This is a genomic window from Bacillus shivajii, from assembly GCF_020519665.1.
In the GTDB taxonomy this organism is placed as follows: domain Bacteria; phylum Bacillota; class Bacilli; order Bacillales; family Salisediminibacteriaceae; genus Bacillus_CA; species Bacillus_CA shivajii.
The window spans coordinates 3,054,221-3,066,541 of the sequence record NZ_CP084703.1 but is presented as its reverse complement, the minus strand read 5'-3'; the positions used below and the strand labels follow the sequence as shown (position 1 = coordinate 3,066,541).

12 protein-coding genes and 1 other annotated feature are annotated in these 12,321 nt (G+C 38.0%); of the genes, 10 read left to right on the top strand and 2 right to left on the bottom strand.

The features are described 5' to 3' along the window. Nucleotides 1-7: 7 nt before the first annotated feature. Entirely contained in the window at nucleotides 8-493 is a 486-nt protein-coding gene (locus LGQ02_RS14925; protein ID WP_226515145.1) for a LiaF transmembrane domain-containing protein, read from the bottom strand. 281 nt (nucleotides 494-774) lie between these two features. Here LGQ02_RS14925 and hemA point away from each other — a divergent pair, with 281 nt between their 5' ends. The 10 genes from hemA (at nucleotide 775) to ysxE (ending at nucleotide 11,053) form a co-directional block, all read left to right on the top strand. Then, on the top strand, nucleotides 775-2,163 hold the full coding sequence (gene hemA / locus LGQ02_RS14920; protein WP_226515144.1) for a glutamyl-tRNA reductase: 1,389 nt from the start codon (nucleotides 775-777) through the stop codon (nucleotides 2,161-2,163). 15 nt (nucleotides 2,164-2,178) lie between these two features. Next, on the top strand, nucleotides 2,179-2,997 hold the full coding sequence (locus tag LGQ02_RS14915) for a cytochrome C assembly family protein (protein WP_226515143.1): 819 nt from the start codon (nucleotides 2,179-2,181) through the stop codon (nucleotides 2,995-2,997). 56 nt (nucleotides 2,998-3,053) lie between these two features. After that, complete coding sequence (gene hemC / locus LGQ02_RS14910) at nucleotides 3,054-3,986, top strand: hydroxymethylbilane synthase (protein ID WP_226515142.1); 933 nt, start codon at nucleotides 3,054-3,056, stop codon at nucleotides 3,984-3,986. A gap of 28 nt (nucleotides 3,987-4,014) precedes the next feature. Beyond that, a complete protein-coding gene (locus LGQ02_RS14905) occupies nucleotides 4,015-4,797 on the top strand; it encodes a uroporphyrinogen-III synthase (RefSeq protein ID WP_226515141.1) in 783 nt (260 codons plus the stop codon). A 56-nt stretch (nucleotides 4,798-4,853) separates the two neighbouring features. Beyond that, on the top strand, nucleotides 4,854-5,834 hold the full coding sequence (gene hemB / locus LGQ02_RS14900; RefSeq protein WP_226515140.1) for a porphobilinogen synthase: 981 nt from the start codon (nucleotides 4,854-4,856) through the stop codon (nucleotides 5,832-5,834). Nucleotides 5,835-5,853: 19 nt separating this feature from the next. Beyond that, nucleotides 5,854-7,143 (top strand): glutamate-1-semialdehyde 2,1-aminomutase, encoded by a 1,290-nt coding sequence (hemL, locus tag LGQ02_RS14895; RefSeq protein WP_226515139.1) that lies wholly within the window; start codon nucleotides 5,854-5,856, stop codon nucleotides 7,141-7,143. A gap of 106 nt (nucleotides 7,144-7,249) precedes the next feature. After that, on the top strand, nucleotides 7,250-7,489 hold the full coding sequence (locus tag LGQ02_RS14890) for a hypothetical protein (protein ID WP_226515138.1): 240 nt from the start codon (nucleotides 7,250-7,252) through the stop codon (nucleotides 7,487-7,489). A gap of 482 nt (nucleotides 7,490-7,971) precedes the next feature. Next, nucleotides 7,972-9,108 (top strand): stage VI sporulation protein D, encoded by a 1,137-nt coding sequence (gene spoVID, locus LGQ02_RS14885; protein WP_226515137.1) that lies wholly within the window; start codon nucleotides 7,972-7,974, stop codon nucleotides 9,106-9,108. An 11-nt stretch (nucleotides 9,109-9,119) separates the two neighbouring features. Further along, nucleotides 9,120-10,037 (top strand): hypothetical protein, encoded by a 918-nt coding sequence (locus LGQ02_RS14880; protein WP_226515136.1) that lies wholly within the window; start codon nucleotides 9,120-9,122, stop codon nucleotides 10,035-10,037. Further along, nucleotides 10,034-11,053: a spore coat protein YsxE gene (gene ysxE / locus LGQ02_RS14875; RefSeq protein ID WP_226515135.1), complete on the top strand. Its 1,020-nt coding sequence runs from the start codon at nucleotides 10,034-10,036 to the stop codon at nucleotides 11,051-11,053. The genes LGQ02_RS14880 and ysxE overlap by 4 nt, the downstream gene beginning before the upstream one ends. Before the next feature lie 344 nt (nucleotides 11,054-11,397). Here ysxE and LGQ02_RS14870 read toward each other — a convergent pair whose 3' ends face one another. Then, nucleotides 11,398-11,598: a hypothetical protein gene (locus LGQ02_RS14870; protein ID WP_226515134.1), complete on the bottom strand. Its 201-nt coding sequence runs from the start codon at nucleotides 11,596-11,598 to the stop codon at nucleotides 11,398-11,400. 394 nt (nucleotides 11,599-11,992) lie between these two features. Beyond that, nucleotides 11,993-12,311: a binding site (T-box leader), on the top strand. Nucleotides 12,312-12,321 lie beyond the last annotated feature (10 nt).

Genomic DNA, 12,321 nt, shown 5'->3' with positions numbered 1-12,321 from the left:
GAATTCGTTATTTCTTTCTAAAAAACAATAGATAAACTCCAATGGCGATAAGTAAAACGGGCCACAAGGATTCAAAGCCACCTGCAAATGTTCGAATCCACTCAGAGACTTCACTTGAAAATAAAGCAAAGGCAGTAATCGCAAATAATATCATTGCTGGCGTCAATCCATCACGTTTATTCACAAAATATTTCATTAAAAAAGCAATCGCTACAATTAGTGTAAAATAACCCCAATGGTATCCCCATGTTCCATATGTGTGGACACCATGAAATAATACGCCAAGCCCTAGTAATGTAGCCCCCGTAAACATTTTACTATCATCACGATTTGAAAAGCCTTGAAAAGCCATGACTAGACCGATAAAAACAAGGATCGAAGGCCATGTGAAGATCACATTAGCGTATGGCAGTGTTATATCGAACTGCTTTAATAGAAAGTAAAGGCCGGTACTAATAAGGATAATTCCAGGAAGAAAATTATTACGTCGCAAAATATTCCACTCCTTTATTAATATTACATAAATTTAACAAAAATGATTAAGAAATCTCTTCACGGATACAATATACAAATAGATGGATTTCTCTATCATTTACATAAACATTTCGTAAAAGATTTCACAGTTTATTCAAACCTTTATCATGTCCAAAATGATAAGAGATGTTATAATATAAAACGGAGTAAACGTGTTAATTGATTTTTGAGCAATAATCTTGTCTTTTTTTAAAAAAAGATGTAAAATACAGTCGGTTTTTAATTTCTGGGGGTGAAAGCATGCACATCCTTGTTGTCAGTTTGAATTATAAAACAACTCCAGTTGAAATACGAGAAAAATTTACGTTTCAAGAGGATTTGGATCGTGCTTTGATAAAGCTTCGCCAATCAAAGAGCATTCTCGAATGTGTGATTGTTTCGACTTGTAACCGTACAGAGATTTACGTGGTAGCTGATCAGCTTCATACAGGTCGTTATTATACAAAAGCATTTTTATCTGATTGGTTTGATATTTCAAAAGAAGAGTTCACACCATACCTTCAAATTCGCGAGGACGAGCATGCAATTGAGCATCTATTCCGAGTTTCTTGTGGATTAGACAGCATGGTTTTAGGTGAGACTCAAATTCTAGGTCAAGTACGTGACGGCTTTAATCATGCGCAACAAGAAGGTACAACTGGAACAATTTTTAATCATTTATTTAAGCAAGCCGTTACATTAGCAAAGCGTGCTCATTCTGAGACAGCGATTGGTGAAAATGCTGTTTCTGTTAGCTATGCAGCAGTAGAACTAGGAAAGAAGATCTTCGGAGACTTTTCTGATAAAAAAGTGCTTATTATGGGCGCAGGGAAGATGAGTGAGCTGACTGCCAAGCATTTGAGTGCAAATGGAATTAATGACATTACGGTAATGAACCGTACAATTGAGCGAGCAGAAGAATTAGCAAATAAGTTTCAAGGCCGTGCAAGCAGCATGAGTTCAATGGTAGACTCACTGCAAGAAACGGATATTTTGATAAGTTCGACAGGATCAAAAGAATACGTTGTTACAAAAGAAACGGTCGAAAAGCTAGTGAAAAAAAGAAAAGGCCGTCCGTTATTTTTAGTAGACATCGCAGTGCCGAGAGATTTAGATCCTGAACTAGAGGATATTGAAAACGTATATTTATATGATATTGACGATTTACAAGGAATTGTAGCTCAGAATTTAGAAGAGCGTAAACAAGAAGCAGAAAAAATCGAATTGATGATTGAAGAAGAGCTTGTTGACTTTAGTCATTGGCTTGATACATTAGGGGTAGTTCCTGTTATTACAGCTCTTCGTGGTAAAGCGTTATCAGTACAATCACAGACAATGGAAAGCTTAGAACGAAAGCTTTCACATTTATCTGATCGAGAGAAGAAAGTTATTCGTAAGCATATGAAGAGTATTGTTAATCAGCTGTTACGTGACCCAATTTCTGCTGTAAAAGAGCTACCAGAGGAAGAAAACTCTGAAGAACTACTACAATTCATTATGAAAGTTTTCGCATTGGAAAACGAATTAAAAGAGCAAGAACAGCTTCCACAATGCGAAATCCAAATTAATAAAGCAGAACGCAAGTGGAATGTTGAAAAGCGAAAAGCAAAATTAGCTTGTCAAAATGAGGCTGTTGCCCGCTCTATATAGAGAGGGGATCGATAAATGTTATTAAACATTTTATATATGTTGATTATCGTTTTTTACTCCTTGAGTTTACTAGGATATTTTATTGATTTTATTCAACACAACCAGAAGGTTAATCGAATTGCCTTCTGGTTGCTTTCTATTGTCTGGGTTTTACAAACGTTATTTTTTATAGTAAGAACGATGGAATATGGCAGAATCCCTCTAATGACAATATTTGAGGGAATGTTTCTATATGCATGGATATTGGTAACATTTTCCTTGATTATTTACCGCTTAAAACGAGTTGATTTTCTTATATTTTTTGTCAATCTTGTCGGGTTTGCGGTTATGACAATCAGTGTTTTTGCACCTGCGGGAGATGTATCACCAAAGCTTAATGAGCTATTAATTTTAGAACTGTTAGTAATACATGTTACATTATTATTGTTGTCCTACGGGACTTTCACGTTATCATTTGCTTTTTCTTTTTTATATTTTTTACAGCATCATATGCTTAAAAGAAAAAAATGGGGCAAACGAATGGGACGTATTGGGAACTTATCAACGCTAGAGAGGTTTTCATTTGTTTTTACAGTCGTTGGATTTCCGCTTATGCTTTTAGGGTTAATTTTAGGGATCGTTTGGGCTTGGGTGAAATTTGAAATGATTCCTTGGCTAGACTTAAAAGTAATTAGTTCTTTTATTGTATTAACCGTATATGGGATCTACCTATTCCAAAGAGCTGTCAAACAACAAAGGGGCTATAGTTTAGCGCTACTAAATATCGGTGCCTTTCTTGTCTTACTGATAAACTATTTCCTGTCTAGTGCCTACTCAGATTTTCATTTATGGTAAACTGAGAAAAGGCCGAAACGGCAATAAGGTACATTGATTAAATGCTGGAGGTTATTATGAGAAAAATTGTGATCGGTTCAAGAAGAAGTAACTTAGCAATGACGCAAACGAAATGGGTAATTGAGCAATTGAAAGCTCTTGACCTTGGCTATGAATTTGAAATTAAAGAAATTGTTACAAAAGGTGATAAAATTTTAGACGTTACGCTTTCAAAAGTTGGAGGTAAAGGTCTTTTCGTTAAAGAAATTGAGCAAGCAATGTATGATAAAGAAATCGACATGGCTGTGCATAGTATGAAGGACTTACCGGCTGAAATAGCAGAAGGGTTAACAGTAGGGGCTGTACCAGAGAGAGTAGACCCACGAGATGCATTCATTTCAAACAGCGGGGAAGGGCTAATGGATCTACCAGCTGGGTCTGTCGTTGGAACAAGTAGCTTACGTCGAGGTGCTCAAGTTCTTACAAAGCGTCCTGACCTTGAAATTAAATGGATTCGTGGGAACATTGACACGCGTTTGAAAAAATGCCGTGAAGAAGATTATGATGCAATTATTTTAGCAGCAGCTGGTTTAGAACGAGTAGGCTGGACGAAAGATATTGTTACTGAATTTTTAGATCCTGAAATTTGTCTACCGGCTGTAGGGCAAGGTGCATTAGGAATTGAATGTCGTGAAGATGACAAAGAGATTGTTGATTTACTTGCGAAAATTAATGATGAAACAACTGAAAAAACAGTAGCTGCTGAACGTGCGTTCCTTCATACTGTTGAAGGGGGATGCCAAGTTCCAATTGGAGGTTTTGCAACTCTTCAGGAGGATGGAAACATTTCATTAACAGCACTTGTTGCTTCTCCAGACGGAGAGAAGGTGTTCCGTGAAACAATAGTTGGTAAGGATCCAGTAGCTATTGGAAAAGAAGTAGCAGAAAAAATGTTAAATGAAGGTGCCAAAGAAGTTCTAGACAAAGTGAAAGAAGAACTAGATCAATAATAGAAATCGTAAAGGAGTTGATTTGTCGATGACGTCACTCCAAGGTTTAACAGTGGTAAATACGAGGGCAGCCCACCAAGCAAACGCGCTTACAAAAGCAATTGAACGTTTCGGAGGGCATGCCCTTGAAATCCCTCTAATTAAGATCGATCCTACGCTAAATACGGAGCATGTAAACAAAGCGTTCAGGTACTTTGCTCAATATGACTGGATTATTTTCACGAGTGTAAATAGCATTCGTTATACAATGAAAGCGTTAGAGGAACAGTCGGTTGACAAACACCTCCTGCAAAATAAAAAAATTGCTGTAGTTGGAAAGAAAACAGAGCAGTTCTTAAAAAAAGAAGGTTTGGATGCGACAGTCGTTCCGCATACATACGATGCCGAACATTTGGCTGAAGCTTTAATAAAAGAAGTAAATGAAGGAGAGAAATTACTCTTTCCTCGAGGGAACTTAGCACGAAATGTGATCGTCTATGAACTGCAACAAGCAAATGTAGATGTAGACGAATTGATCATCTATGAAACGTCTATAAATGAAGCTGTGCAAGATCAATTAAACCAATTTTTAAAAAGTGGTTTAGCGGATATCGTGATTTTCACGAGTCCATCAACTGTAAGGGCGTTCTTTTCCTTAGTGGACAATGAGATCAAGTCCCAGTTAGTTAACAAGCTGATTTTTGCTGTCATAGGGACCGTCACTGCAAATGAGTTGAAAAAGCATGGTATACAAAAGATGATCGTCCCTGAAACATATACAATTGAAGGCTTAATAGATACAATTATAGAGAATGATATAAAAAGTAATTGAACTTATTAATAATGACATACATAAAAAGTTTGAGGAAAGGATTGGAGGAAGAGAGAATGAATGAACAACAATTTAGACGTCACCGTCGTCTTAGACGAACAGCAAGTATGCGAAAGATCGTTCGCGAAACGTATTTGCATAAGGAAGACTTCATTTATCCGATTTTTGTTAAAGAAGGAACGAATATAAAAAATGAAGTTCCGTCTATGCCAGGTGTTTACCAATGGTCGTTGGACAGACTAGAGGATGAAGTTAATGACGTAGTAAGGTTAGGAATTGAATCGATCATTTTATTCGGTGTTCCAGCAGAAAAGGATGAAGTCGGTTCATCTGCTTATGACCATAATGGGATTGTTCAGCAAGCAACGAGACAAATTAAAGAGAAACACCCTGAGTTAACAGTGATAGCTGATACGTGCTTATGTCAATTTACAGACCACGGACATTGCGGTGTCGTACATGATGGTGAAATTATAAATGATGAATCCTTATCATTACTTGCAAAAACAGCTGTATCCCAAGCCGAAGCAGGGGCAGACATCATCGCGCCATCAAATATGATGGACGGGTTTGTTGCAGCTATTCGTCAAGGGCTTGATGAAGCTGGTTTTGAAAACATCCCAATCATGAGCTATGCGGTGAAATACGCTTCAGCATTTTACGGACCATTCCGTGATGCAGCACATAGTTCACCGAAATCTGGAGATAGAAAAACGTATCAAATGGATCCAGCTAATCGACTTGAAGCACTTCGAGAAGCACAATCAGACGTTGATGAAGGCGCTGATTTCTTAATCGTAAAACCAGCATTATCTTATTTAGATATCATCAGGGATGTAAAAGAACGTCATCCTTATCCTATCGTTGCCTACAATGTAAGTGGAGAGTATTCAATGATTAAAGGTGCTGCTCAAAACGGATGGATTAATGAAAAAGAAGTTGTATTAGAAAAGTTAACGAGCATGAAGCGTGCAGGCGCTGACCTTATTTTAACGTACTTTGCAAAAGATGTTGCAAAGTGGCTAGAAGAAAAATAAAGAGAAAGGGGCTTTTCTCATGAATTGGAATAAATCACAAGAAGCATTTAAAAAAGCAAAAGAAGTGATGCCAGGTGGTGTAAACAGTCCAGTACGAGCATTTAAATCAGTAAATATGGACCCTGTTTACATGGAGCGTGGAGAAGGCGCACACATTTGGGATATCGATGGGAATGAATATATCGATTATGTTCTTTCGTGGGGACCATTAATTTTAGGTCATGCGGATGAACAAGTCGTCAGTTCTTTAAAAGAGATGACAGAAAAAGGGACAAGCTTTGGTGCCCCTGCAGAGATGGAAACAACACTAGCAGAACTTGTAATCGATCGTGTACCATCAATTGAAGTTGTCCGTATGGTAAACTCAGGAACAGAAGCTACGATGAGTGCACTGCGATTAGCACGTGGTTACACGGGCAAAAACAAAATTGTAAAGTTCGAAGGGTGTTATCACGGTCACGGGGATTCGTTATTAATTAAAGCAGGTTCAGGTGTGGCAACTCTTGGTCTTCCTGATAGCCCTGGAGTACCAGAATCTGTTGCGAAAAATACATTAACAGTACCATACAATGATATGGAAAGCTTAAAGTTAGCATTTAAAGAATTCGGTGATGACATTGCTGCAGTAATTTTAGAACCTGTTGCGGGTAACATGGGTGTAGTGCCACCTGAGCCGGGGTTCTTACAAGATGTTCGTAACATTACAGAAGAGCATGGCTCGCTAATGATTTTCGATGAAGTAATGACTGGATTCCGAGTTGGTTATGAATGTGCTCAAGGAGAACTAGGTGTAACACCTGACTTAACTTGCTTAGGTAAAGTAATCGGTGGAGGACTCCCTGTTGGTGCATACGGTGGTAAACGTGAAATTATGGAACAAATCGCACCAGCTGGCCCAATTTACCAAGCAGGAACTTTATCTGGTAACCCACTTGCAATGACAGCTGGATATGAAACGCTTAATCAATTAACAAGAGAGAGCTACGAGCATTTTGCTCAACTAGGAAAGCAATTAGAAGACGGTCTTCGTCAAGCGGCTGAAAAATATGAAATCCCGCACTGGATCAATCGTGCAGGATCAATGGTTGGCTTCTTCTTTACGAACGAAAAAGTTGTCAACTATGAAACAGCTGCATCATCTGATTTAGAGATGTTTAAAAAATACTTCCGCTATATGTTAGAGCAAGGTATTTCCATTCCTCCATCACAATTTGAAGGGATGTTCTTGTCCACAAAGCATACCAAAGAAGATATCGACAAAACGATCTCAGCTGCTGAAAATGCATTTAAACGCATTCGGGAAGAATAAAATACGTATAATTGTAGAAACCTCAAGGCTTAGTACTTGAGGTTTTTTCTGTTATGTGAAACTTCCCTTCCTTTAATGCGTATAGCATCTAAAGGGAGGGGACGATATGTTACCACAACAAGCTGCAATACAAATTGTTTTATTATTTTTTCAATTTGTCATTTTAATTTTTATGGTAGGTTATATGAATTACTATGTGAAGGATCGCTTCCTACTTTCAAACGGACAAGGGATGAAAGTGACAATTTTTCAAGTTGGAGGTAGTACGTTAATCGGTTTTCTTATTTATTACTTTGAATTTATGGAAAAGTATGACCCTGCCTACACAAGAATAGAAGGGGAATAAAGACAACTTTACAGACGACGCAAAAAAAGAAAAAGTTCCAAACTTTGTCTTACATCAAATGAAACGAGCATCTGTCATAGGCAGGTGTTTTTTTACTTTTGTTATGAACGTTCTAAGAACAACTCTTTATGACTTGGAGCTTTGGAGAAGAACAAAGAAAGGGAGCGGATATTATTAGAAAGATCTTTTGAAGCTCAATGGCTGAGTTCTCTAAAATTCCACCATAGAAAAATGAATGGCATTTCTTCCTTCTTAGGCTCATAACTATAAACAAACATGATATTTTTTGCACGGAAAGAATTACGCATAATTCCTTCATTTCTCACATACATCTGTATCGTAATGTATCGCCGTGTAGTAGTGGAGTTTGGACAAAGACGGTGAAGAAAAAGTACAACCTGCTTTGCAAAGTAACAAATGGTTTACAAAGCAGCACAGCAAGTTATGACCAAACTTAGTTTTTTATAAAGGGGGAAATGATGTTGAGTAATGAACAATCGTCATCCTTATCTTTTTCTATTCAAGAAGCGGTCTGGTTAAATCGGGGAAAAGAGATTGACGAACTGCTCTCGTTGTCATTGGAGCCAGATATTGAAATTCATGAAGCTGAAGATCATGTGACAGTTAAGGGTGCATTAAATTTATTTGGTGAATATACTCCAAAAGAAGAGGATTCGTACGGTGAACGTGAAAAGCCTGAAATTTTATCGCAGCAAATTGCCTTTCGTTCGGTTGAAGAAGTAAAGCTATCTGAAGAGGGAGTTGGACAGATCAGTCATTCTTTCCCTCTAGATGTCACGATCCCGAAAGAACGTGTCAAAAACTTGGATGACGTTTATGTCACAGTTGATGAATTTGACTATGAACTACCTGGTAAAGGGTGCATTGAACTGAATGCGAATGTATCCGTGTCAGGTATGAAAGTTGATAATCAGTCAGCCACTGAAGAAGAGGTGCCACCAGCACCAACTTCAACAAGTTCAGAAGAACGATCTTTCCACTTTGAAGAAGTAAGAAAGCAAGATACTTCTGAGGAAGAAGGGACTGAAAGTAAAGAAACAGCAGAGGAAGAGGATGACTTCGAGGATTACAACGTCTATGATGAAGAGGAAGACATTGATGAACCTAATAGTGATGAAAATGATGCTGGCCGTGATGATGAAGTAGATGAAACCAATGAACCTCAAGAACCGATTATAAATATGTCAAAACATACAAAAACGTATGATGGAAAAAGTGATGAGTTACCATCAAAAGAAGCGGAACCATCTAAAGAAGTGTCAGCTGAAGATGTAAGGCATGATTATGAACAAGATGTAGAATACGAAACCGAAGAATTTGAGGATACAGTAGAAGCTGTAGAAGAAGAGGGGCATTATGAAGAAGGGGAAGAAAATGCCTTATATTTAACAAAAGTTCTGACTCAAGGGGAGAATGGAGGGTTCACGAAACTTCGGATGTGCATCGTTCAAGAAGGAGAAACATTGGATGATATTGCATCAAGGTACAGCATCTCAACTAGTCAACTCGTAAGAATGAATCGATTGAACGAAGAGCGTGTTTCAGAAGGGCAGATATTGTATATCCCAGCAGGGGCTTCATCCTCCGCCGAATCATAAGGGGGGATCTTATGCTCAGTTTAGTCGATATTCAAGATAGCTATGGCTTTAAAAGAGCTTCTTGGAAAGTGGAAGGGGATTTAATTGAGACAGAAAAAGGTTTGAAACGGATCATTATTTGGTCGGATGAAAAGAAATTAAGATGGCACTTAATGTGGCGAGATGAATTAAGTAAACGAACAGAATGTCTATGTAATAGAATGATTCAAACGAAGGTGGGGGAACGAGTATTATTAACAAATGCAGGGTGGGTTACAATTCATGATGAAGTAACCACCTTATTTTCTTATAAAGGGCGAGAAAAAGATTTCGGTGAATTCCTTGGGAAATACTATTCTAGTAAAATTTCAGGAATTGACGTTGAACTATCTGATGAAACATTTAATAAACACGCACGTCAGTGGAGCAATTTGAATTCGCGTTATCACTTTCCAAAAGAAAATCGTTTTCTGTTAAAAAAACTTCAAAGGGAAGCTGCAAAGAGACTTGATGTGGCCCATACGATTATAGAAAAACAAGATATGCCGGTACCTCCAATTGTGTCGCCAATTCGTTCATTAAATCAAGGAAAAAATGTTTTCGAAAAGTTATACTGGGAAAATAGATCACTTCCTCCCGAAAAAGGTTATCGTTCATTACGACTAGTTTTACTGCAGTGGCTGCAGCGATATGGACCAGACTCTGTAAGGACGCTCTTAAAATATGTTGATCAACATTTCCCTCTGAAAAAAGTTCATGGAACGGCTTTATTAGTAGAATGCCTCTCTCCAAGAGAGTTCATCTTATTTTTACAACAAATTGAATCAGGTAGTCCAGAGTCATTTAAAGTGGCATATGAAGAACTTAAGAGGCAATGGGATACAACTTGTGAGCTCGTAAAATTAGTAAGTGAATGGGCAGATTTATCTCGAGAGAAGGTGAGTGTATGAACCTTCATATAGAGCAAAAGCCACTTGGGGCTGTATTGTTCCAATACGATATTTATCCTGAAAAAATCGAGTCATATGGAAAAGTTCGTAAAGTCGATACAAAATACGGAAGTTACGGTTTGAAAAAAACGAGGATGACACGTGAGCAAGCTGATTGGTTTATTCATGTCATGAGGCGTTTAGAGAGAATTGGCTTTCATTATGTTGTACCAGTCTTACCGACGAAATATGGGGATTACGTTGTTAGGTACGGGGATGATGCGTATTATTTAATGCCTTGGTACGAAGATCATCAAGAGTTCCGCCATCCTGTTAATCCAGAGGAAGTGATGGTAGAGGAGCTCTCAAAACTTCATGGCTTAACCGAACGAAGTCAGGAATATTCTGAGGACCTCTTGCAGAACTCTTATGATGCGTTAAAGAGAAGGTGGGAGAGAAGAAAAATTGAAATGGAACGTTACGCCGATGAGGTTGAAGGTAAAACGTACTTATCACCATTTGAATTAACGTTTCTAACTCATTTTCAGCGTTCCATTCATATGGCAGAAGAAGCTGAGACACACTTAGCATCTTGGCTAGAGAAAGCGAAAGAGAAGAAGAGCTTTCGAAGTGTGTTATGTCATGGTCGACCTAGTCGAAAGCACACCTGCTTTGATCAGTATGGCTCATCGTACTTCCTGAATTTCGAAAAAGCAGTTTTAGATACGCCGACAAGAGATGTTGTATTATTGTTTCGCCATTTCTTCCAATCTCGTCCTTGGGATGAGCAGGAAGGTCGACATTGGCTGCAACTTTACGAAAAACACTTTGCGTTATTTGATGAAGAACGTCACTTGCTTATGAGTTATCTAGCTTTTCCAGAATCTATGTATCAAACTGTTGATGCTTATTCTAAGCGTAAGAATACAGGGTTAACTGAGTTTCAGGCAGTGACACAATTAGAGCGAAAAGTCTTGACAATGAACCGTGTACGACGTTTTATGATGAGTGTATTTCATTCAGAAGAGGGTATGTAACAAGTAGATCCAGAGGATGACTCATACGTGCTTGGCTCCCTCCTTACAAGGTATAGATCGTAACCTACTTTTATCTTGTCATGGAGGTGCCTGGCACTTTGTTGTTTAGTCATCCCCTTTTTCATGACTAGTAGGTATGGAAAGAGGGGGTTCGAGCGTACCAGGTAGTATTCTACCAGGTACGCTTCCGCTACATACAAATAAATTAAATTCCTACAATGAATGATTATGTAAGATAAAAAGCTTGTCCAAAATAATCATAATGAACAGCTTCTAGTATGATAACCATTGGTTTGTCAATAGTTACCACAAAATTGTGCGGGACCTGGTCCCGCACAATTTTACTAGAACCAGCTGAAGGTGTGAGATAAATAGATGATGACAAGGACAGCGAGTAAGATGACGTCAAAGGTTGTTGGCAAAAGCAAAGTTCTAATGAGCTGGAAAATGATCAGTGGGAGCAAAATCTGATAAAAAACATCAATGATTCTTTTTACTATTCGAGGAGACCGAAAATGTTTATGCCAGCGTCGACGTCGTCTCATAAGCTTTCCTCCTTCATCATCGTTTAAGTAAATTTATAAGTGCTTTTTCTACTACCTAATTTATGCATTACATAGTAAATGGTGTGTGTAAAATCATGAATCATATCTTAGATCAGATGCTATTTTAACAGTTGGGCAAACCTTATCTCCAAATTCCCTAAGAATAAATGGAGCAAATGTATAAAGTTAGATAAGCGAGCTTATACTGTTGGATATACTTCATAGATGGTAAATGAATAGAGAAAAAACCTTATAGTCATATGTACATTTCTCATTCAAAACAAAATGAAACTATTGATTATAGACTAAAGAAAAGGTAAAATACGAATACAAACGTCTTTTGGCAAATTTACGCAAAAAATGTAATCAGCCAAAAACAAATCATAAACTCATGTATAAAACGTTGATAGGGAGGAGTACATCTCGAACCCATCAGAGAGGAAAACTATCGCAAAACAGCGATGCTGGAAGGTTTTCTTGGATGTAAAGATGGAAGGTCGCCCTGGAGTTGCTTTTATGAACAATGTGAAACTTGTCAGTCTTTAAAGCTATGGCTACACATTTATTAGTAAAAGCCGCATCAGCCCCGTTAAGGCTTTGAGTGTACAGCTAATTTTACGTAAATTGTAGATGCTAAACAAAGCATGAACAAGCCCTTTTAGCTGTAAACAAAGGTGGTACCGCGAGGAATTTAAGCTCCCTTCGTCCTTTGACGAACGGGGG